Origin of the sequence: Myxococcus faecalis (assembly GCF_050039385.1) — a bacterium.
GTDB lineage: Bacteria > Myxococcota > Myxococcia > Myxococcales > Myxococcaceae > Myxococcus > Myxococcus fulvus.
On the sequence record NZ_CP144336.1, the window covers coordinates 6,113,761 to 6,135,325 of the forward strand.

At 71.5% G+C, this 21,565-nt stretch carries 19 protein-coding genes; 11 read left to right on the top strand and 8 right to left on the bottom strand.

Annotation, left to right across the window (positions count from 1 at the left end; all coding sequences use genetic code 11):
- The first annotated feature begins 84 nt into the window (after positions 1-84).
- The 9 genes from VZQ01_RS24545 to VZQ01_RS24585 all read left to right on the top strand — a co-directional run bounded on the left by VZQ01_RS24545 (position 85) and on the right by VZQ01_RS24585 (position 9,925).
- Positions 85-1,428: a methyl-accepting chemotaxis protein gene (locus VZQ01_RS24545; protein ID WP_255653669.1), complete on the top strand. Its 1,344-nt coding sequence runs from the start codon at positions 85-87 to the stop codon at positions 1,426-1,428.
- Positions 1,425-2,315: an MmcQ/YjbR family DNA-binding protein gene (locus VZQ01_RS24550; RefSeq protein WP_426744814.1), complete on the top strand. Its 891-nt coding sequence runs from the start codon at positions 1,425-1,427 to the stop codon at positions 2,313-2,315. Before VZQ01_RS24545 ends, VZQ01_RS24550 begins: the two co-directional genes overlap by 4 nt.
- Before the next feature lie 15 nt (positions 2,316-2,330).
- Positions 2,331-2,753: a chemotaxis protein CheW gene (locus tag VZQ01_RS24555; RefSeq protein WP_046716504.1), complete on the top strand. Its 423-nt coding sequence runs from the start codon at positions 2,331-2,333 to the stop codon at positions 2,751-2,753.
- Between the two features lie 75 nt (positions 2,754-2,828).
- The gene (locus VZQ01_RS24560; protein WP_046716503.1) at positions 2,829-3,203 is read left to right on the top strand and encodes a response regulator; all 375 of its coding nucleotides are present in this window, start codon (positions 2,829-2,831) and stop codon (positions 3,201-3,203) included.
- 50 nt (positions 3,204-3,253) lie between these two features.
- Positions 3,254-5,974: a chemotaxis protein CheA gene (locus VZQ01_RS24565; protein ID WP_426744816.1), complete on the top strand. Its 2,721-nt coding sequence runs from the start codon at positions 3,254-3,256 to the stop codon at positions 5,972-5,974.
- Entirely contained in the window at positions 5,971-6,570 is a 600-nt protein-coding gene (locus VZQ01_RS24570; RefSeq protein WP_426744818.1) for a chemotaxis protein CheC, read from the top strand. The genes VZQ01_RS24565 and VZQ01_RS24570 overlap by 4 nt, the downstream gene beginning before the upstream one ends.
- Positions 6,571-6,594: 24 nt before the next feature.
- Positions 6,595-7,347 (top strand): nickel pincer cofactor biosynthesis protein LarB, encoded by a 753-nt coding sequence (larB, locus tag VZQ01_RS24575; RefSeq protein WP_046716500.1) that lies wholly within the window; start codon positions 6,595-6,597, stop codon positions 7,345-7,347.
- A 5-nt stretch (positions 7,348-7,352) separates the two neighbouring features.
- Positions 7,353-8,525, top strand: a complete 1,173-nt coding sequence (larC, locus tag VZQ01_RS24580; protein ID WP_426744820.1) for a nickel pincer cofactor biosynthesis protein LarC — start codon at positions 7,353-7,355, stop codon at positions 8,523-8,525.
- A gap of 140 nt (positions 8,526-8,665) precedes the next feature.
- Positions 8,666-9,925 (top strand): SH3 domain-containing protein, encoded by a 1,260-nt coding sequence (locus VZQ01_RS24585; RefSeq protein WP_426744822.1) that lies wholly within the window; start codon positions 8,666-8,668, stop codon positions 9,923-9,925.
- A 45-nt stretch (positions 9,926-9,970) separates the two neighbouring features.
- Here VZQ01_RS24585 and VZQ01_RS24590 read toward each other — a convergent pair whose 3' ends face one another.
- The 4 genes from VZQ01_RS24590 to VZQ01_RS24605 all read right to left on the bottom strand — a co-directional run bounded on the left by VZQ01_RS24590 (position 9,971) and on the right by VZQ01_RS24605 (position 14,134).
- On the bottom strand, positions 9,971-10,684 hold the full coding sequence (locus tag VZQ01_RS24590) for a hypothetical protein (RefSeq protein WP_426744823.1): 714 nt from the start codon (positions 10,682-10,684) through the stop codon (positions 9,971-9,973).
- Positions 10,681-12,249, bottom strand: a complete 1,569-nt coding sequence (locus tag VZQ01_RS24595) for a Ycf46 family AAA ATPase (protein WP_223750699.1) — start codon at positions 12,247-12,249, stop codon at positions 10,681-10,683. Before VZQ01_RS24595 ends, VZQ01_RS24590 begins: the two co-directional genes overlap by 4 nt.
- An 88-nt stretch (positions 12,250-12,337) precedes the next feature.
- Complete coding sequence (locus tag VZQ01_RS24600) at positions 12,338-13,099, bottom strand: VOC family protein (protein ID WP_426744826.1); 762 nt, start codon at positions 13,097-13,099, stop codon at positions 12,338-12,340.
- A 39-nt stretch (positions 13,100-13,138) separates the two neighbouring features.
- Positions 13,139-14,134 (bottom strand): Gfo/Idh/MocA family protein, encoded by a 996-nt coding sequence (locus VZQ01_RS24605; RefSeq protein WP_426744828.1) that lies wholly within the window; start codon positions 14,132-14,134, stop codon positions 13,139-13,141.
- A 131-nt stretch (positions 14,135-14,265) separates the two neighbouring features.
- Between VZQ01_RS24605 and VZQ01_RS24610 the strand changes: the two genes are divergently transcribed.
- A complete protein-coding gene (locus VZQ01_RS24610; RefSeq protein ID WP_426744830.1) occupies positions 14,266-14,979 on the top strand; it encodes a DUF2238 domain-containing protein in 714 nt (237 codons plus the stop codon).
- Here VZQ01_RS24610 and VZQ01_RS24615 read toward each other — a convergent pair.
- On the bottom strand, positions 14,966-15,463 hold the full coding sequence (locus VZQ01_RS24615; protein WP_046716492.1) for a hypothetical protein: 498 nt from the start codon (positions 15,461-15,463) through the stop codon (positions 14,966-14,968). The genes VZQ01_RS24610 and VZQ01_RS24615 overlap by 14 nt on opposite strands.
- Positions 15,464-15,612: 149 nt before the next feature.
- A complete protein-coding gene (locus VZQ01_RS24620) occupies positions 15,613-17,001 on the bottom strand; it encodes an ATP-binding protein (RefSeq protein WP_223750702.1) in 1,389 nt (462 codons plus the stop codon).
- Positions 17,002-17,230: 229 nt separating this feature from the next.
- Here VZQ01_RS24620 and VZQ01_RS24625 point away from each other — a divergent pair, with 229 nt between their 5' ends.
- Complete coding sequence (locus VZQ01_RS24625) at positions 17,231-18,778, top strand: ATP-binding protein (RefSeq protein WP_426744833.1); 1,548 nt, start codon at positions 17,231-17,233, stop codon at positions 18,776-18,778.
- Between the two features lie 3 nt (positions 18,779-18,781).
- On the opposite strand, the gene VZQ01_RS24630 is transcribed toward VZQ01_RS24625, so the two are convergent.
- The gene (locus tag VZQ01_RS24630; protein ID WP_426744835.1) at positions 18,782-19,804 is read right to left on the bottom strand and encodes a sensor histidine kinase; all 1,023 of its coding nucleotides are present in this window, start codon (positions 19,802-19,804) and stop codon (positions 18,782-18,784) included.
- Between the two features lies 1 nt (position 19,805).
- Positions 19,806-21,467: an FAD-dependent oxidoreductase gene (locus tag VZQ01_RS24635; RefSeq protein ID WP_426744837.1), complete on the bottom strand. Its 1,662-nt coding sequence runs from the start codon at positions 21,465-21,467 to the stop codon at positions 19,806-19,808.
- Positions 21,468-21,565 lie beyond the last annotated feature (98 nt).

Consider the following 21,565-nt stretch of genomic DNA (forward strand, 5'->3'; position numbering starts at 1 on the left):
CTTCCGCCCCTCCCCCGAAAGCATCCCGTGCGCCGTCCCCTACGTGACGACACTGCCCCCGGATTGACGCCTCGCCGCGAGCCCCTGCAGCGCCTGGTGCGCGCCGCGGTGGACGGGCGTCGTACGACCAAGGTGGTCTCCCTCCAGTCCAGCATCACCAAGGGTTACGTGGTGCTGGGGCTGGCGCTCACCATCTGGATGGTCGCCTCGGAGCCGCTGGCGCAAGGGCTGGTCGAGATGCTGGGCCTGGACCAGGTGGCGGAGTGGAAGGTGGCCATCCGGATGCTCGGGGCCATTGGAATCACCGGCCTTGCCGCCTTCGCGCTGCCGTCGCTGCTGGCGCGCGTCACGCGCGTGAAGGTGCTGAGCAACTCCGCGTACGAGATTTCGCAGGGGGACCTGTCCAAGCCGGTGGCCGCCGAGGGCGGCAGCACGCGCGACGAAATCGACGAGCTGACGGGCGCCATCATCCGCATGCAGGAGAACCTGCGCGAGCTGGTGGGCAAGATTCAAGAGACGGCCAAGAGCGTGGCCGACACGGCCATCGACCTGCAGCGCTCGGCGGAGAACGTCAACGGCTCCACGGAGGAAGTGGGCTCGTCGATGAACATCATCGCGGGCGGCGCGGAGACGCAGTCGCAGCTGGTGTCCAAGGCCTCCAAGGTCATCACGGAGATGGCCAGCAGCATCCAGCGCACGACGGGCAGCGCGGAGGACGCGGCGCGCACGACGGCGGAGACGAGCAGCGCGGCGGAGGATGGCTCCAAGGCGGCGCGGCTGGCCGGCGACAAGGTGAAGAAGGTCTTCAACCGCATCGAGTCCGCCAGCCAGCAGGTGTTCGCCTTCGGCGAGAAGACGCAGGAGATCTCGAAGATCGTCGACGCCATCACCCAGGTGGCGCAGCAGACGAACCTGCTGGCGCTCAACGCGACGATTGAAGCGGCGCGCGCGGGTGAGTACGGCCGAGGCTTCGCGGTGGTGGCCGACGAGGTGCGCAAGCTGGCGGAGAGCGCGGGCCGTTCCGCCGAGCAGATCTCCAAGCTGGCGCGCGACATCTCCGGTCAGTCGACGTCCGTGGTGAGCGCCATGAAGGAGGGCATCGCGGAGCTGGCGGAGGGCCGCGAGGACCTCACCAACATCGTGCGCTCCATGGGCGCCATCACCGACACCATCCGCAAGGGCTCCGAGAAGGTGCACCTCATCTCCGAGAGCACCCGCGAGCAGCACAAGGGCAGCGAGGAGATGGTGAAGGCCATCGAGGAGATCAAGCTGGTGGCGCGCAACAACGCCGCCTCCACCGAGGCCATCCAGTCCGTCATCCAGGAGCAGACGGCCGCCGTGTCGCGGATGACGTCGCTGGCGAGCGAGCTGACCAACCTCTCCGTCGAGCTGCAGAGCGTGGTGCGCAGCTTCCGTCTGGGGCCATGAGCCAGGGCGCCACCGTCGTGTTGGGCGCCGCGGAGGCGCGGCTGCGCGAGGTGATGCTCGCCCTGCCGGACGTCACCGAGGAGTTCCCCTGGGGACACCGCACCGCGAAGGTGCGCGGGAAGATGTTCGCCATCCTCGTGCTCGACGAGGAGGGGCTGCGCGTCACGACCAAGCTGCCCACGTCCAACGAGGCGGCGCTGATGCTCCCGTTCGCCGAGCCCACGGGCTACGGCCTGGGCAAGAGCGGCTGGGTGACGGCGCGCTTCTCCCCCGGACAGGAGGTCCCGGTGGAGCTGATGGCCCTGTGGATCCAGGAGAGCTTCCGCGCCGTGGCGCCCAAGTCCCTGGGGGACGGTGCGGCCGTGGTGAAGAAGTCCGCCGCGAGCAAGACGAAGGCGGTGGGCGCGGAGTCGACGGTGTCGGGCGCGACGGTGAAGGCGTCGGGCGCGAAGGCGAAGCCGGCCGCCGCGAAGCTGACGACGGCGAGCGCGAAGGTGAAGTCGACGGGCGCGAAGCTGAAGCCCGCCGCCGCGAAGCCGAAGACGGTGAGCGCGAAGGCGAAGTCGACGGGCGCGAAGGTGAAGCCAGCCGCCACGAAGCCGAAGACCGCGAGCGCGAAGGTGAAGTCGTCGGACGCGAAGCTGAAGCCAGCCGCCACGAAGCCGAAGACGGTGAGCGCGAACGTGAAGTCGACGGGCGTGGAGGCGAAGGCCGTGGGGGTGAAGGCGGCACCCGCAGGCTCGAAGACCTCGGGCGCGCAGGTGAAGCGTCCTGGCAAGAAGGTGGCTGCGGCGGCAGGCAAACCGTCCGCGAGGAAAGTGGCGCCCGGGGGGAAGCGGCCCCGCACGGCGCGACGCGCCACGGCGTCCCGCTCAATGCAAAGCTGATACAACACGACCTCTGTGCGGCACGTCATCTTCCGGGTGGAGAAGGAGCGCTACGGACTGCCCTTGTCGGCGGTGCGGGAGGTCGTCGTGCCTCCGGAGCGCTTCACCCGGGTGCCGCGCGCGCCGGCTGCGATTACCGGGGTGATGAACCTGCGGGGCCGGGTGGTGACGGTGGTGGAGCTGCGCCAGCTGTTGGGGCTCCCGGATGGGGCCTCGCCCCCGTCCCGCGTGGTTCTTCTGGACCGCGGCCGGAGGGATCTGGGACTGTTGGTGACGGATGTGGATGGAATCGAGGCGGTCGAGCGGGTGAGCACGGCGCCGGGGAAGTCGACACCGGCCATCCGTGGCGTCGCCCGGCTGGGTGGGCTGGGAGTGACCGTGCTGGACCCGGAGGGACTGGACGCCGCGGTGGTTGCCTTGTTCACCCATTCCAAGTGAGTAGCCCCCTGGAAAGCGCGGGTGCTAGTGTGCGCGCTCCTCTAGGCTAGGCGATTCGGAGGCGGAGTTCTTCACATGGCTAAGCGGGTCCTGGTCGTCGACGATGCCATCTTCATGCGCAACATGATCAAGGACATCTTCGCGTCTGGAGGGTTCGAGGTCGTCGGCGAAGCGGCCAATGGCCTGGAGGCCGTGGAGAAGTACAAGGAGCTCAAGCCCGACCTCACGACGATGGACATCGTCATGCCGTTCAAGAGCGGCATCGAGGCGACGCGGGAGATCATCAAGCACGACAGCAGCGCGGTGGTCATCATGTGCTCCGCGCTCGGTCAGGAGAGCCTGGTGATGGAGGCCATCGAGGCGGGCGCCTCGGACTTCATCGTCAAGCCGTTCCGCGCCGAGGACGTGCTGGGTGTGGTGAAGAAGGTCCTGGGAGTGGGAGGGGCGTGAGCGACGTCGCCCGCGGGCGGTCACTCGGCGCTTTCTGAACGAGGTCGGGCATGACGATGGACATGTCCCGTTACCTGGGCCTCTTCATCTCGGAGGCCACCGAGCACCTCGAGGCGCTCGGCAGGGACCTGGTACAGCTGGAGCGCGAGGGGTCCTCGAGCGCCGTGGACTCGATGTTCCGCCACGCCCACTCCGTGAAGGGCATGGCGTCGTCGATGGGCTTCGAGCCCATCGCGATTCTGGCGCACCGGGTGGAGGACCTGGTGGACGCCGTGCGGCAGGACCGCAGCCGGCTGGACCGGGACCTGGTGGACCTGCTGCTGAGTGCCTCGGACACGCTGCTGGCGCAGGTGCGCGCCGTGGCCGAGGGACATCCTCCGGATGAAGCCGCCCCGCTCCTGGCGCAGCTCGCCGCCCGCGTCACCACGATGACGGGCCATGCCCCCACCGCCACGCGCGTCGCGAAGGTGACCGTGCTCAAGCCGGAGGGCTCCGACGGCGGAGATTCCTCGGGCGGCTCCGGGGGCGGCACGGGCACGGCGGGTGGTGGCTCTGGCGCGAGTGGTTCGGGCGCGACGGGTGGTGGTTCCGGGACGGGTGGTTCGGGCACGACTGGCGGCTCGGGCGCGACGGGTGGTGGCTCTGGCGCGAGTGGTTCGGGCGCGGGCTCGACGGGTGGCTCCGGCGCGAGTGGTTCGGGCGCGGGCTCGACGGGTGGCTCCGGCGCAGGCGGTGGTGGCGCCTCTGGCGCGGGCTCGACGGGTGGTTCGGGTGCCACGGGTGGTGGTTCCTCCGGCGCGGGCTCGACGGATGGTGGTGCTGGCGGGGGTGGCTCGGGCACGACCGGCGGCCCGGGGGCGGGCAGCAGGGGCGCGACGGGCGCGGCAGGTGGTGCGGGCTCGTCTGGCGGCGCGAGTGACGGTGCAGGCTCGACGAGCGGCGTGAGCTCGACGGGCGGCAACGGTTCACCGGGCGGCACGGCCAGTGGTCCAGCCTCTGCGTCCGGTGCCGCTCCCGGCACGTCCTCCCCATCGAACGGCCCCACGGGCACGAGCGGCGCGGACCTCGGTCCCCAGTCGCCGGTCCCTCCCCGACTGACCTCATTGGACCCGGGGGTCGGCGGTGTGCGCGAGGTGCTCGGCATCGGCGCGCCCGCGTCCTCTCCGCACGGCAACGCGTCCACGGGAGCCCCGCTCGGACTCGGTGACGTGGCGTTGAACGACCTGGGCACGGCGCTCAAGGCGGCCTCCACGGCGCCGCTGCCCGGCGAGCGCCCCGAAGGCGGCACGCAGCGCTGGGCGGTGCGGCTGCGCATCTCCCCCACGTGCCAGGTGCCCGGCGTGCGCGCCTTCCTGGTGCACAAGCGGCTCACCACGCTGGGCACGCTGGTGGACCTGCGGCCCGCGCTCGAGGAGCTCAAGGCCGGTCGCATCCCGGACGGCTACATCCAGCTGGAGCTGGAGACGTCCGTGGGCGAGGCGGGCATCCAGCAGTCGCTCAAGAACGTGGCCGAGGTGGACGTCGTCTCGGTGAAGCCCGCCGTGGCGGTCCCCCTCCCCGTGGTCGCCCCGGCGTCGGCGTCGGAGGCGGGGCGCGGCGTGGGCGCGGACTCCTCGTCGCGCACGGTGCGCGTGCGCACGGAGCTGCTCGACTACTTTCTCGACACCGTGGGTGAGCTGATGCTCGCCACGGCGCGCCTGCGCGAGGTGGGCAAGGTGCTGCCGGAGAACGTGCGCCCCGCGCTGGAGGAGGGCGTCTACCGGCTGCACACGCTGGTGAAGGACCTGCACGACAAGGTGATGACGGCGCGCATGACGCCGCTGTCGCTCATCACCGACCGGCTCCCCCGCGCCGCGCGCGACATCGCCCGGCGCAAGGAGCGCGAGGTCGACCTGGTCATCACCGGCGCCGAAATCGAGCTGGACCGCGCCATCCTCGACGAGCTGGCGGACCCGCTGCTGCACCTGCTGCGCAACTGCATCGACCACGGCCTGGAGTCGCCCGAGGAGCGCGTCGCCGCGAAGAAGGGCCCGCGCGGGCGCGTGCTCGTGGCCGTCAAGCGCGCCAGGGACCGCGTCATCATCGAGCTGGAGGACGACGGCCGCGGCATGAACCCCGCGAAGCTGAAGTCCGCCGCGGTGGCTCGCGGCCTGCTCACCCCGGAGGCCGCCGCGCGGATGACGGACCGCGAGGCCTTCATGCTGTCGTGCCTGCCGGGCGTGTCCACGGCCAAGGACGTGACGGACATCTCCGGCCGAGGCGTGGGCATGGACGCCGTCAAGCGCGTGGTGGAGAGCGTGGGTGGCACGCTCGAAATCGACAGCGAGACGGGCCGGGGCACGCGCTTCACGCTGCGGCTGCCGCTGACGGTGGCGGTGGTGCACCTGCTGCTCGTGGAGGTGGGCGAGGAGGTCTTCGGTCTGCCCATCGCCAAGGTGGTGGGCGCCACGGAGGCGGACAGCGACGCGCTCAGCCGCAGCCGCGAGACGGCGCTCCTGCCGCACGGCAACTCGCTGTTGCCCGTGCACGCGCTGGACTCGCTCGTCGGCGTGCCGGCGCCCGGCCTGCGCGGGGTGCGGCCCTTCGTGGTGATGGAGGGGGACTCCGGACGGGTGGCGCTGGGTGTGGACCGGCTGCTCGGCCAGGAGGAAGTGGTGCTCAAGCCGCTGTCGCGCCCGCTGGACCTGTTGCCCGGCCTCTCCGGGGTGACCATCCTCGGCAGCGGCCGTCCGGTCTTCATCCTGGATGTTCCGAGGTTACTGTCCGCGTGAGCCCGCCTCTTCCCAGCGATGCGCAGCTCGATGCCCTGCGCGAGGTGGCCAACATCGGCTGCGGCCATGCGGCCAACGCGCTCTCCCGGCTCATGGGCGGACGTCAGGTGGACCTGTCCGTCCCCCGCGTGGTGCTCACCGGCCCCGAGGACGCCGCGGGGCTGTTGGGCGGCGACGCGTCCGCGGTGGCGGCCTGGCTCGCCATCACGGGCGCCTTGAGGGGCGTGCTGATGCTGGCCCTGCCGGCCTCGGATGCGCAGGCGCTGGAGACGCTGCTGCTGGGCGCGCAGGAGTGCGGGCAGGCCGAGCGCGACAGCGCGGTGTCGGAGGCGGCGAACATCGTCGCGAGCGCGTGCCTGTCCGCCATCGGCAAGCTGACGTCCTGGCGGCTGATGCCGTCGGTGCCCACGCTGCGGCGGGCGAGCGCTCGCGAGCTGGTGGGCGCGGCGGTGGGGCAGGTGGAGGGCGACCCTGGCCGCGTGGTGGTGCTGGAGGCGCGCTTCATGGCGGCGGCCACGCCCCCGGTGAGCGGGCAGCTGTTGCTGGTGCTGGAGCGCGACAGCTCCCGGGCGCTCCTGGCGCGGCTGGGCGTGTAGCCCGTTTCGGGGTACAGGGGCGCCATGGATGAGAAGGCGCTGAAGCAGCTCCTGGGGAGCGTGAAGTCGGGCCGCGTCTCGGTGGATGACGCCGTGGGCAAGCTCAAGGACCTCCCCTTCGCGGAGCTGGGGTACGCGACGCTCGACACCCACCGCAACCTGCGCTTCGGCTTCCCGGAGGTGGTGCTGGGCGAGCCCAAGACGGTGGAGCAGCTGCTGGGCATCGTCGGCGCGCTGGTGGAGCGCAAGCAGACGGTGCTGGTGACGCGGCTGCAGCCGGACAAGGCGGAGGCGCTGGTGGCCCGCTTCCCCAAGGGCCTGTACCACCCGGTGGCGCGCATCTTCCATCTCAAACAGGGCAAGGTGCGCGCGGGCCGCGTGGCCATCGTCACCGCGGGCACCAGCGACATCCCCGTGGCGGAGGAGGCCGCGGTGACGGCCGAGGCCATGGGCGCGGAGGTGCGCCGCGTCTACGACGTGGGCGTGGCGGGCATCCACCGGCTCTTGCGGCGCCGGGAGGAGATTCAGGAGTGCCACGCCGCGGTGGTGGTGGCGGGCATGGAGGGCGCGCTGGCGAGCGCGTTGGGCGGGCTCGTCGGCATCCCCATCGTCGCGGTGCCCACGTCGGTGGGCTACGGCGCCAACTTCAAGGGCGTGTCCGCGCTGCTGGCGATGGTGAACTCGTGCGCCTCCAACGTGGCGACGGTGAACATCGACAACGGCTTCGGTGGGGGCTTCTACGCCGCGCTCGTCTCGCGCACGAAGGGGCGGCGGTGAGCGGCATGCGACGCATCCTCTACCTGGAGCCGGTGGGCGGCATCGCCGGGGACATGTTCCTGGCGGCGGGCATCGACCTGGGATTGGAGCCCGCGGCGATTGAGGCGGCGCTGCGAGGGCTGAGCGTCCCGGGCTGGAAGCTGGCGGTGGGCCGCGCGGTGCGCCACGCCATCAGCGGCACGCACCTGGACGTGGTGCTGGACGCGCGCGAGGCCCATCCGCACCGCGCCTACGCGGACATCCGCCGCCTCATCGAGTCCGCGTCCACGCTGCCGCCTCGCGCGAAGGAGCGGGCGCTCGCGGTGTTCCGCGCGATTGGCGAGGCCGAGGCGAAGGTGCACGGCGTCTCCATCGACGACATCCACTTCCACGAGGTGGGCGCGGTGGACTCCATCGTCGACATCTGCGGCGCGGCGGTGGTGCTGGAGCTCATGGGCGACCCGGAGGTCCACGCGGCGCCGCCGCCCCTGGGCAGCGGCTCCATCCGCGTGGCGCACGGCATGATGCCCATCCCCGTGCCGGCCACGCTGGAGCTCTTGCGCGATGTCCCCGTGCGCTTCGAGGGCGTGGGCGAGCTGACCACGCCCACCGGAGCGGCGCTGCTCAAGGTGCTCGCGAAGATTGGCCACCCGCCCGACTTCATCGTCGAGAAGGTGGGCTACGGCGTGGGCACGAAGGACTTCCGCGACCGGCCCAACGTGCTGCGCGCGTCGCTGGGGCGGCTGGAGGACTCGCGCACCGAGGGCCTGTGGGTGGTGGAGGCCAACCTGGACGACGCCACGCCGCAGCTCTTGGGGCACCTGGTGGAGCGGCTGCTCGCGGTGGGCGCGCTGGACGCGTGGGTGGCGCCCGTCGTGATGAAGAAGAGCCGCCCGGGCCACCTCTTGAGCGCGCTGGTGGAGGGCGGCCTGCGCGACACCACGGTGGACCTGCTCCTGCGCGAGTCCACGTCCCTGGGCGTGCGCTACCACCGCGTCGAGCGTCAGGCCCTGGCGCGCGACTGGGTGGAGGTGGAGACGCCCTGGGGCCGCGTCCGCGTGAAGCGGGGCCTGCGTGACGGCGCCGTCCTCAACGCGCATCCGGAGTTCGAGGACTGCCGCCGCGTCGCCGAGGCCGCCGGGGTCCCCGTGAAGCAGGTGGTGGCCGCCGCCCTGGTGGCGCTCGGCCTCCCCTCCTGACGTGACCAGCCCGCGTCCAGATGACGGATGAACGCCGGGCCCTGGTCATGTGAAAACATTTCGAGTAGAATGTTTTCAGTAGAGGGGGAAATTACATGACTGATGCAATTCGTAGGGGTCTCGGTCCTATCATCCGCACCGTGGCGAACGCCACTGTCCAGCAGGCGGTGCCGCCCGCGATGCAGCCGGCGGCCAAGGCGGTGGTGGACTTCGCGGTGTCCTCGTTCGAGCAGGGCAAGCCCGCCCGGGCGCCCATGTCGCTGCAGGTTCCGCCACCGCCCCCTCCTCCCTTGATGGAGGGAGGCGGCCAGGGCAACGCGACGCTGGAGGTGGGGGACGTGCTCCAGGTCACGTCGGGAATCGGCGTGAATCTGCGGGAGACGCCGAGCGCGGACAGCAAGCGGCTCGGTGGTTTCGGCAACACGACGCGGCTGGAGGTCGTCGCGCCTCCAGAGGGGACGCCGGAGCAGAACGGCTTCGTCTACGTGAGCGGGCCCGACGGCGCCAGGGGCTGGGTGAGCACCGAGTTCACGCGGGAGCTGACGGAGGCCGAGGCGGCCCAGGCGCCCGCGACGACGGCCAGCTCCACCGATGTCACCACGGAAGCGGCGGCCGCGTACCAGCCCGTCTATGTCGACCAGTTCAAAGTGGAGAAGGACGTCGGCGGGGATGAGCAGAACGCGAACTGTGGCCCCGCGGCCACGCTCACGGCGCTGCGCAACGAGGGGCTGGAGATTCCGCTCATCGACATGCTGCCGCCGGACAGCCTGCTCGGACAGCGGACCACCGGCGCCGAGGTCCAGGCGGTGCGCTACTGGGGCAACCAGGAGAATGACTCTGGGGATGACGGCGTCACCACGGACGCGGATGGGAAGAACATCCTGCGCGAGTCGGAGAACGACCACTACACGGGCATCGTGGACATCCAGAACGCCGTGACGAAGGCGGGCGGCACCACGGCCTCTGTTGCCCCGAACACCACGGCCATCGCCGAGGCCGTGCGCAACGGCAGCACCGTCGTGGTGTTGGGCACCTTCCTCGAGTTCGTCAAGGCGACGCCCGAGACGCCCGAGGCGCTGCGGGCTCCCGGTGACCTTGTCTACGCGGACAAGGATGCGGACGGCGTGGCGGACACGAATGACGCAGGGGAGAAGATCCTGGCCACGAAGGCGAAGTCGGACACCTGGACGCGAGGGGGTGGCGCCGTCGAGCACTTCGTCGCAGTCGTTGGGATGGCGGAGAGTGGCAACTTCATCGTGTGCGACCCGGCGCATCCGCTGAAGGCGCCCATCGAGGTCGAGCCCTCGAAGCTCGAGGCCTTCATGCGCGGCAACGGAGGCACCCACCCCATCGCCGTCAACGGGGCGAGCACCTCGGAGACAGAGACCACCGGCGGGTAGTGGTGGTGTCAGCGCGACCGCTTCCTCGGCTGGAAGAGGGAGCGGTCAGCGCAGGCGCCAGCGGTGGCGCAACGCCGACCTGGGCACGAACAGCAGCACGAAGACGATGAGCAGCCACGCGCCCACCACGCGGGTGTTGCCCGTCCCGAAGCGCATCAGGCCCGCGCACACGCCGACGCAGCCCGCCACCGTGAGGCACCGCGTGAGCGTGTTGGGCAGCAGCGCCAGGAGCCCCGTGCCCACGGTGGAGTGCCGCGCGAAGATGCGCCAGCCCCGGTAGGACTGCTCCTCGGCGCGCAGCTTCTCCAGGAGATACGCGTAGCGCTCCGAGTCCGCGCGGCGCTCCTGCTCCAGCCGTTCGAGCGCGCCCTGTCGCTCCTCGCCCTGCTCACGGGTGCGCGCCTCTCGCCGCTCCGCCGCGAGCCTGGCCCGATGCTCCAGTTGCTGCGGTGTCCCCAGGTCCGCGCCGCACTGCTGACAGAGCTTCGCGAAGCGACCGTTGTCGGAGTCGCAGATGGCGCAGCGCGGGAAATCCCAGGCCTCTTCCAGGCTCGCGGCGCGCGGCTCCAGCACCACGGGGGCCTCCGCCTTGAAGCGCTCCAGGTGGGCCTCGGGGACGTCGCCCTGGGGCAGCGCGCCGCGCTCGGCGATGTCCTCGAAGCGGCGGCCACCGTCCTGCAACTGGGAGGGTTGCTCGCGCTTCGAGCGCTCGCTCCGGTCCTTCTCCAGGTGCAGGAAGCGCGACAGCTTGGGACTCATGGCGCCCTCTCGACCAGCGCGCCCGAGGACGAGGCCGGACGCGTGCGCCCCTTGGCCCAGTCGCGCAGGCGGCGAATCTCATCCCGCATCGTCACCGACAGCGGGAAGGTGTCCCGCAGGGTGCGCACCAGGTGCTGCTGCGCCAGCTCGGAGTTCTCCGCGAAGGCTTCATACAGACCGGCCACCACCACCTGCTCGATTTCGGCGCCGCTGAAGCCCTGGGTGAGCGTGGCCAGCTCCGCCACGTCGAAGTCCGAGGGCTCGCGCTTCCGGCGTCGCAGGTGGATGCGGAAGATGTCCTCGCGCTCGGCCTGCTCGGGCAGGTCGATGAAGAAGATCTCGTCGAAGCGGCCCTTGCGCAGCACCTCCGGGGGCAAGCCCTCGATGCGGTTGGCGGTGGCGACGACGAACACGGGCGCTGTCTTCTCCTGGAGCCACGTGAGCAGCGTGCCGAAGACGCGCGCGGACACGCCGCTGTCCGCGGTGCTCGAGGAGGCCACGCCCGACAGCCCCTTCTCGATTTCATCCACCCACAGCACCACGGGCGCCACGCCCTCGGCCACGCGGATGGCCTTGCGCAGGTTCTCCTCGGACGAGCCGATGAGCCCGCTGAAGATGCGGCCCATGTCCAGGCGCAGGAGCGGCAGGTTCCAGTGCGCGCTGATGGCCTTCGCGGTGAGGCTCTTGCCGCAGCCCTGCACGCCGAGCAGCAGCAGCCCCCGAGGCTCGGGGAGGCCGAATTGTCGGGCCCGCTCGCCGAAGGCCGCGGTGCGCTGGCTCAGCCAGGCCTTGAGGTACTCCAGGCCGCCCACGTTCCCCAGGGACTCCTCGGGGGGGTAGTACTCGAGCAGCCCGCTCTTGCGAATCACCTGGCGCTTCTCGTCCTGGATGCGCTTGATGTCCTCGGGGCCCAGCTTGCCGTCATGGGCGATGGCCTTGGCGAAGGCGTTCTCCGCCTCCGACATCGTCAGCCCGAGCGCGGCCTTGATGAGCTGGTCGGCGTGCTCGCGCGACAGCTCGATGGTGGCCTTGTTCGTGCGGCGCACCACCGCGACGATTTCCCTCAGGAGCTTGAGCAAGTCGTTGTACCCGGGCATGGGCACGTCGATGACGGAGACCTCCTTCTCCAGCTCCACGGGGATGAGCAGCGTGGGCGACAGGAGGATGAGGGTGGTGAAGGTGCTCTTGAGGAAGTGCGCCAGCTCCCGCAGGGCGCGCACCACGCCCTTCTCCTCCAGGTAGGGATGGAAGTCCTTGAGGACCACCAGCGCGGGCTCGCCCAGCTTCTCGATGGCGGCCAGCGCGTCGAGGGGGTTGCGCGTGTCGTCGGGCAGCGGCGCGGCGCGCGTGGTGCCGGAGGCGCGCAGGCCCTTGGTGATGGACCACTGGAACAGCGCCTTGCCGTGCGCGCGCGCCAGCTCCGCGAGGATGGCGTCCACGCGGTGCTCCTCCCACGACACCAGGTAGAGCAGCGGGTAGCGGGCCCGCACGAGGATGTCGAGCTCCTCGAGCCACGGCTCGGCGGGACGGTGGGCGTTGGCGCTGCCAGGGGTGGGGGACGACATTCCCCCGCTACTCTAGTGGGCCCCCTCGCCAGACGAAAACGAGGGCCCCTGCAATGGCTTGCGCCCGACAGGCCCTCGACGCGACGGGCTACGTGGGGTGGATGAGGGTGAAGCCCGCCCCGGCGGAGTCCGTCACGATGCAGAAGCGTCCGAAGGGCGAGTCCGTGGGAGGGACATGGACGTGGCCGCCCAATCGTTTGACCTGCTCGGCCGCCCCGTCGACGTCAGCGGTGGCGAAATAGTTCATCCAGTGGGGCGGCAGGTCCTTGGGCCACATGATGCCCATCTGGAGCACGCCGGCCACGGGCGCGCCGCCCTGGTGGAGGGCCCAGTAGCTCATGTCGTCCCGCTTGCGGGGCTCCAGGCCGAAGAGGGCGGCGTAGAAGTCCTTCGCGCGGACGCCATCACGGGTGTTCAGGTCGTGCCAGGTCATGCTGCCCGGCTCTCGGACGACCTGGGCGCCCTGGTGCTTGCCGGACTGCCAGAGATTGAAGCCCGCGCCGGTGGGGTCCACGCAGGACGCGAACGTCCCCAGGCCCGAGGCATCCGTGGGGGGCACGACCAGCTTGCCGCCCAGTTCCACGACACGCGCGGCCAGGGCCATCGCGTCGGCGGCCTCGAAGCAGAGCGCCCAGGACGCGCGGCCGGGTGAGGCGGGGGCCTTCAGGCTCATGCCCGCGACCTTGCGGCCGCCGAGCTGGCACATCGTGTAGTGGGCGTCCTCCTTCGGACCGACGAGGAACTCCCAGCCGAAGAGCTCGCCGTAGAAGCGGCGCGCGCCCTCCAGGTCGGGCGTGCTCAGGTCCACCCAGTTGGGAGTGCCCGGAGCGTGGTGGTGGATGGAAGGCATGGGGTCGTCCTCGGGTGCAGGGGTGTGGGTGGCGGGAGTCTATTCGTGCGGCACGGGGACTCGACGGCCCTCGGAGTCGGAGCGGAGCGCCGCCGCGAGGACCTCTTGCACGAGGGCACCGTCATCGAGGGTGGCGAGCCCGTCGCGAGGCGCGTGACTTCGCAGGCCGAGGAACCTGCGGGCGGTCTCCGCGTGGGCCTGGGCCCAGGGCTCGAGCTGTCCGGGGTGGGGCTCGGCGCCGGGGGCGACGTCGCTCCAGCCGCCGTGCTCGAAGCCGCGGATGGAGGAGATGCACCAGCCTTCGCGTGAGGGCACATAGCCCGCGGAGAAGCCCACCTCCCAGTCCTGGCCGAGCAGGCTCCAGCCCCCGTGGATTCCGGGCTCCGCGCAGGCGGCGTGGGTGAGGACGAGGACCGCGCCGTTGGAGAGCCCGACGTGCAGCGCGGCGGTGTGGATGGGGCGCCCGGAGAGCGTGGCCTGTACCCACAGCGGCGTCGCGTCCGTCAGCCACAGCGCGGCATCGAGGACGTGGGACAGGCCGCCCCAGTCTCCCGAGGCGTCCTCGACGTTGGATTCATGGCGCGGGACGAAGCCGGTGCGCAGCGTGACGACGAGGTGCTGCACCTTGCGTCCCGAGAGCCAGGACTTCAGCGCGCGTACGGGTGGCAGCATGCGATAGGGGAAGTTGACGGCGCTGGGGCTCGACAGGGCACGGGCGCGGAGGACGACGCGCCGCGCGTCCTCGACGGTGCGCGTGAGGGGCTTCTCGCACAGCACCGCGCGCCCGGCTTCGAGGGCCGTGAGCAGGTGCGTCGCGTGCTGTGCATCGGGGCTCGCGACCACGACAGCGTCCACGGCGGCACACAGCTCATGGACCTCCGTGGTGGCGAGGGGAATCCCCTCACGCTCGGCCACCGCGCGCGTGGACTCCGGTGAGCGGCCGCACATCGCCACCACCTGCGCGCCCGCCGCGCGGAACGCGCCCACGTGCATGAGTCCCCACCGGGTGCCGATGATGCCGATGCGCGTCGTCATGCGGCGCAGCCTGCCAGAGATGACCCGCGTGCGTGCTCGCGAGCGACCCGGCGACGCCCGTTCCATCTCCGTGCCATGCTGCGCCGCGCCCGTCCTCCCCGAGTCCGGACATGACCGAGCAAAGGCCCGCCATGCAGCCCGCAGTCCCGCTCGACGCTCCCGCCGTCGACAGCGTCGCGCCGTTCTATCCGCCCGTGCGAGGGTCCCGTGAGGAGGCGCGCACCCCGCTGCTGCTCGCGGCCGTGCTCGCGCCCATCCTCGTCGCCACGTTCTTCCTCAGCCCCGCCGGCAAGCTCAACTGGTTGCTGGAGGTGGGCCCCGGTCTCGCCGGTATGATTGCGCTGGCCGCCACGTTCCGCCGCTTCCCGATGTCGCGCTGGGTCTACGTCTGCGTCTTCCTGCACATCCTCGTGCTGACCTACGGCGGCTACTACACCTACGCGCTCACGCCCCTGGGCAACTGGGTGCGCGACGCGCTGGAGCTGTCCCGCAATCCCTACGACCGGCTGGGGCACTTCGTGCAGGGCTTCTTCCCCGCGTTCATCATCCGCGAGGTCCTGCTGCGCTCCACGCCGCTGCGTCGGGGCGGGTGGCTCAACTTCCTCACCGGCTCGGTGGCGCTCGCCATCAGCGCCTTCTACGAGCTGCTCGAGTGGTGGGCCGCGCTCGCGCTGGACCCGGCCGGCGGTGACGCGTTCCTCGGCACCCAGGGCGACATCTGGGATGCGCAGTGGGACATGTTCCTCGCCCTCTGCGGCGCCGTGCTGGCCATGCTCCTCTTCGGCCGCGCCCACCTGAGGAGCGTGGAGCGCCTGGTGACCCGCGCCCGCGTCACATCCACTTGAGCGAGTAGCGCTGCATCCCCATGCGAGGCGTCGTCTTCGCCTCTGTGACAATCTTCCCGAAGCCCATCAGGAAGCCCCGGAACGTCCCCAACAGCAGCGGGGCCGGCAGCCGCGAGCCGCTCTCCAGCTCCGCCGCCAGCGGCATGAAGGCCACCGTGCGCGCGCTGTCCGTCGAGGGCAGCCCCTTCACCAGTGAGCGCAGCACCGAGTCGAAGTCTCCGAACACCTTCTCCACCGAGTCGAAGCCCTTGGCCCGCGCCAGCGGCAACGTGCGCATCCCCGAGCGCTGGGCGATGGCCTCCACCGCCCGGTCTCCCAGCGACTTGTGCAGCTCGCGCATGATGTGCACGTAGTCCTCCCACGCGTACCACGTGTCGTCGCGCATGCCGTTGATGGTGCGCTGGTGCGTGGGAAAACGCGACGCCGCCGCCGTCATCGAGCCGAGGATGGCCTTGAACCAGGCGCCCTGGATTTCGCCGGACATGGAGTGCTCCCCCTGACGTGGACACACTCCACCTTCATGCCGCGCCCGGAGCCAGTCTGGGGCCTCCGCCTGCGTGCACGGCTCGACGCTCGCCGTGCACTTCCGTCACCCGGTGGATGCTCCGCGCGTGCGCCGGATGACAGCCGCCCTCACGCCGGCAGCCGCACCTGCACCCGCGTGTGCCCCGGCGCGGAGAGCACGCGCACGTCCCCTCCATGCCGCTCGATGATGCGCCGGCTGATGTCCAGCCCCAGCCCCGCCGCGTTCGGCTTCGTGCTGAAGAAGGGCTCGAAGATGCGCGGCATCAAGTCCTTCGGGATGCCGGGCCCGTCGTCCGCCACCTCCACCACCAGCCCCCGCGCCTCCGTCCACGTGCGCAGCCGCAGCGTGCCGCCCCGCTCCCCCAGCGCCTCCAGCGCGTTGAGCACCAGCTGCGTCCACACCTCGTCGAGCGCGTGGGCCTCCGCCTGGAGCTTCGGCGCGTCCGAGGCGAACTGCCGCTCGATGCGGACGTGGTCTCCCTCCAGCCGGTGACGCAGCGCCGACAGCGCGTTCTCCAGGCCTTCGTGGACGTCCACCTCGGAGGGTTGCGCCCGGTCCATGAAGCTGTAGGCCTTCACGCCCTCCACCAGCGCGTGCACCCGCGCGCTGCCGCGCTCCACCTCCGCCAGCAGCACGTCACCGCTCACCGCGGCCACCAACCAGGACAGCGTGTCGCGCAGCAGCGCCTCACCCACGCGGCGCGCCACCGAGTCCAGCCAGGCCACATCCAGCCCGGAGGCCACCAGCGCGGGCGCCACGTCCCACGCGTCCGTCATCCCGCGAAGCTCCAGCCACGAGCCGATCTCCTCCTCGCGCTGCGTGCGCGCGAGCGGCTCCAGCGCCGGCGTGGCCCGCGCGCGGTCGGCGGCCTCGCGGGGCAGGGCCAAGAGCGCCCCGCGCTGCGCGGAGGACAGCCCATGCTGCCCGAGCGCCATCGCCCGCGCGGACACCAGCCGCAGCGTGTCCCGCAGCCGCGACGCGCTCCGGTTCGCCGACGCCGCGGGGTTGCCCAGCTCCGGCGCGAGCCCCGCCACCATCTGCCCCGGCTTCAACGCCAGCGGCTGCTGCGTGGACACCACCTCCTGCGGCTGGGTGCGCTGGGCCGCGACCTCCATCAGCCCCCGGCTCAAGGACGGCGCCAGTCGCAAGAGCTCCCAGAAGGCGGCGGGCTCCAACCTCAGCAGGCGCACGTCCGTGTGCGCGTGCCCGGTGGTGGGGTAGGGCGAGTTCAGGAAGAGGATGAGCTCCCCGAAGATGTCGCCTGCCTCCAGCGCGCCGGTGGGCGTGTCCTGCTCGCCCACGCGGCGGGCCCACACCGTGCGGCCCTCGAGGATGATGGAGAGCCCGTCCGCCGGGTCGCCCTGCGCGGCGACGCGGGCCCCCGCTGGGAAGTGGAGCTGCCGCCCATGGCTGGCCACCCAGTGCAGTTGCTCGTCGCCCAGCCGGGAGAACAGCGGTACCCGGCGCAGCGCTGTGACGATGTCCTCGCTTCCCATGTCGCCTGGATGCTGCCTGGGTGGACGGAAGGGTGTCCATCTCCACCTGCACCCGAGGCCCGGAATCGTCCGAACGTCCGGTGCGCGCATCGCCCACCCACATCCGGACAGGGCAGGCAGCCGCCGCCCGAGGGCCCCTCCGGGAGGCGGACAGCGGAGCGCGGAGGACGGCGGGCACGGAGGGCGGGGCGCACTGTTCGGGGGAACCCCGTCGAAAAGGAGCCTCCGCATGGAGCCGCATGTCGCTCCCCCGCCACGCCCCGACGCCCCGGGTCCGGTGCCGCGTCCCACCCTGGCGAGCGCGGAGGACGGAGACGCGGCGGAGCGCTTCCTCGCGGAGCTGCGAAGCAGCACCCTCTTCTCGGAAGTGGACGAGGAGGAGGCCGAGCGCCTGCGCGCCGAGTCCACCCACCTGGAGCTCCAACCCCAGGAGTGGCTGGGCCACGAGGGCGAGCCCGCCTCCTTCTACCTCATCCTCGAGGGCGAGATTCGCATCACCAAGACCGTGGGCGGCGTGGAGACGCTCATCTCCGTGTTCCGCGCGGGCGACTTCTTCGGCGAGGTGCCGCTGCTGCTCGGCCAGTGCTTCCTCGCCAGCAGCCGCGCGCTCACGCACTGTCGGCTCCTGCGGCTGTCGCACCCGTCCTTCTGGCGGATGCTCGCGGACTGTCCCACGGCCAATCAGCGCATCCTGAGCAAGATGGCCGAGCGCATGAAGGCGCTCCAGTCCATCTCGCTCCAGCAGGAGAAGCTCGCCTCGCTGGGCACGCTCGCGGCGGGGCTGGCGCATGAGCTGAACAACCCCGTGTCCGCCGTGATGCGCGGTGTGCGCGCGCTGGGCGACCGTCTGCGCGAGCTGCCCTCGCTGGCCCTGTCCCTGGACTGCCGCACGCTGTCCGAGCCCCAGGTGCGCGCGCTGGAGGCCCGCGGCTCGGTGTCACCCGAGACGCTCAACCCGCTGGACAAGGGCGACGCGGAGGACGCGCTCGCGCGCTGGTTGGACGCGCGCGGCGTGGAGGAGGCCTGGGTGATGGCGCCGGACCTGGTGGAGTCGGGGCTGTCGCTCGAGAAGCTGGAGCACGAGCTGGCGTCGCTGTCGGGCGAGGTGCTGAAGGGCACGCTGCGCTGGGTGGCCGCCACGCGGGGCATCTCCGTGCTGCTCGACGAGGTGGGGCAGGCCGGAGGTCGCATCGCCTCGCTGGTGAACGCGGCCCGCGCGTACACGTACCTGGACGAGGCTCCGCTGCAGCGCGTGGACGTCCATGACGGACTGGAGAGCACGCTGGCGGTGCTGGGCCACCGGCTGCGCGGCGTCCAGGTGGTGCGCGAGTACGACCGGAGCCTGCCGCCCATCACCGCGTACGGCACGGAGCTCAACCAGGTGTGGACCAGCCTCATCGAGAACGCGACCGACGCCATCAAGGAGCACGGCGGCGGCACGCTGCGGCTGCGCACGCACCGGGACACGGACCACGTGGTGGTCGAGGTGGTGGACGACGGGCCCGGCATTCCGCCCGAGGTGCTGCCGCGCATCTTCGACCCGTTCTTCACCACGAAGGGCGTGGGCGAGGGCACGGGCCTGGGGCTGAGCATCACCCACCGCGTGGTGTCGCTGCTCCACCAGGGCGAGGTCATCGTCACCTCGCGCCCCGGCGAGACGTGCTTCCAGGTCCGTCTGCCCTTCGAGCTCGACGGTGCCTTCATCCCCGAGCCCGCGCGTCCGCGCGCGCCCTCGCCGCGTCAGCGTCCGGAGCCCGAGGAGCTGCGCGGCGCGTGAGCCTCACTTCAGGGGCAGGCGTATCTGGAAGGCGGTGCGGCCCGGCCTCGACTCCACGCGAACGTCGCCGTGATGCCGGTCCACGATGACGCGGCGGATGATGTCCAGGCCCAGGCCGGTGCCCTGGCCCATGGGCTTGGTGGTGAAGAAGGGCTCCCAGATGCGCGGCAGCAGCTCGGGCGGAATGCCGGGCCCATCGTCCACCACCTCCACGAGGAGGGAGTCTTCGTCCTTCGCGGTGCGCACCGTGAGGTGGCCCTTGCCGCCCATGGCGTCGATGGCGTTGTCGACCAGGTTGGTCCACACGTGGTTCAGCATCCCGGGCAGCGCCTGCACGCGCGGGAGGCTCCGGTCGTACTCGCGCTTCACCTCGACGCCGTGCTTCAGCTTGTAGTTGAGCAGGAGCAGCGTGTTCTCCAGCCCCTCGTGCACGTCCACGGGCTCGGGCTGCTCCTTGCCCGCGTGGGTATAGGACTTCACCGCGCCCGCCAGCTCCGCCAGCCGCGTGGTGCTCTGCCGCACCTCCGCCAGCAGCGCGCGCGTGCGCACCAGGGCCTCCAGCCACGCGAGCGCGTCCGGCAGCGCCTGGGCGGGCAGGGCCTGGGTGAGCGGCTCCAATTGCGCCTCGCCGATGCCCGCGTCCAGCAACGTGGGGGACAGGTCCCACGCGTTCACCACGCCCTTCGCGTCCATCCACGTGGCCAGCGCATCCTCGGCGTCGCCGCGCGTGAGCGGGTCCATGTCGCGGGTCGCGCCCCGGCCCTGGCTCTGGCGACAGGTGCGCAGCAGCAGCTGTCGCTGGGCCTGTGTCAGTCGCCACTGGTCCAACGCGACGGACAGGTCCTCCTGCGCGTCCATGGCCTGGGTGAGCTGCTCGGTGGCGCGTCGGCCCGCGGAGGCCGGGTTGTTCATCTCGTGCGCGAGCCCCGCCGCGTGTCGCCCCAGCGCGGCCAGCTTCTCCTGGCGCAGCACGGTGTGCTCCAGGCACCGCAGTCGCTCCTGGGGCTGCTTCGGGTCCACGGACACGTCACACCTCGCTCAGGTACTGGTGGATGAAGGAGATGGCGATGGAGCCCTCGCCCACGCCGGAGGCCACGCGCTTGATGGAGGCGTGGCGCACGTCGCCCGCGGCGAAGATGCCCGGCACGCTCGTCTCCAGCAGGAAGGGCGCCCGCTCCGGCTTCCACCCCTTGGGCCGCTGTCCGGCCGGCATCAGGTCCGGGCCGGTGAGGATGTAGCCGCGCTCGTCGCGCGCCACCAGCCCGTCCAGCCACTCCGTCCTCGGCACCGCGCCAATCATCACGAACAGCGTGCTCGCGGGCACGGTGCGCTCGGGCTGTCCGCGCGTGGCCAACGTGACGGACTCCAGATGCGCGCCGCCCTCCACGCGCGTCACCTCCGTGTCGAGCAGCACCGTGACGTTGGCGAGCGAGCGCACCTGCTCGACCAGATAATGGGACATGCCCTTCTCCAGCGAGTCCCCGCGCACCACCAGCGTCACCCGACGGGCGAACTGCGCGAAGTAGAGCGCGGCCTGCCCGGCGGAGTTGGCGCCGCCGATGATGTAGACCTCCTCGTCCTTGCACGACAGCGCCTCCGTGCGCGACGAGCCGTAGTAGACGCCCGCCCCGGTGAGCGCCTCCATGCCGGGCGTGGAGAGCTTCTTCCACTGCACGCCCATGGCGAGCAGCAGCGCGTGGCAGCTGAGCTCCGTGCCGTCCGCGAGCGTGACGATGCGGTACGGGTCCTCCACGCGCAGGTGGCTTACCTCCTGCGGCGTCAGTATTTCCACCCCGAACCGCGCCGCCTGCGCCACCGCGCGCCGCGCCAGGTCCGAGCCGCTCAGCCCCGCGGGGAAGCCCAGGTAGTTCTCGATGCGCGAGCTGGTGCCCGCCTGTCCTCCCGGCGCGCTGCGCTCCACCATGACGGTGCCCAGCCCCTCGGACGCGCCATACACCGCGGCCGCCAGCCCCGCGGGACCTCCGCCGATGATGACCAGGTCATAGAAGGGCTTGGTGGCGCGCACCTTCAAGCCGATGCGCTCGGCCACCTCCAGGGTGGACGGGCCCATCAACCGCGTGCCGTCCGGGAAGAGCACCAGCGGCAGCTTCTCCACGGCGGCGCCTCCGGCCTGCGCGAGCAGCAGGCGGCCCTCGTCGCTGGCCTCCACGTCGAGCCACTGGTAGGGCACCTGGTTGCTGCCCAGGAAGTCGCGCAGCGCATGCGAGCGGGGGGCCCAGCGGTTGCCCAGCACGCGGATGCCCTCGAAGGTCGGCGGGTGGTGCGCCCACCACTCCTCCAGCAGGTCCGTCAGCACCGGATACAGGCGCTCCTCGGGCGGCTCCCACGGCTTGAGCAGGTAGTGGTCCAGCCGCACCTCGTTGATGGCGTGGATGGCCGCCTGCGTGTCCGCGTACGCGGTGAGCAGCACGCGCCGGGCCTCGTCGTAGAGCGTCTTCGCCTGCTCCAGGAACTTCACGCCGGACATGCCCGGCATGCGCTGGTCCACGAGGAAGAGCGCCACCGGGTCGCCGCGCAGCCGCAGCTGGCGCACCGTCTCCAGCGCGGCCTCTCCCCGGTCCGCGCTGAGCACCCGGTACTCGCGGCCGTACTGACGCCGCAAGTCGCGCTCCACCGCGCGAAGCACCTCCGTGTCGTCGTCCACCGCGAGGATGACGGGCTTGGCCATGCGCACGCTCCTCCGGGAAGGAGCGCATCGGCGCGGCTTCGTGCCCCAGGCGACGGGACGGGCGGCCCGTGGCGCGCTCGGGGGGCGGGCGTCAGCCC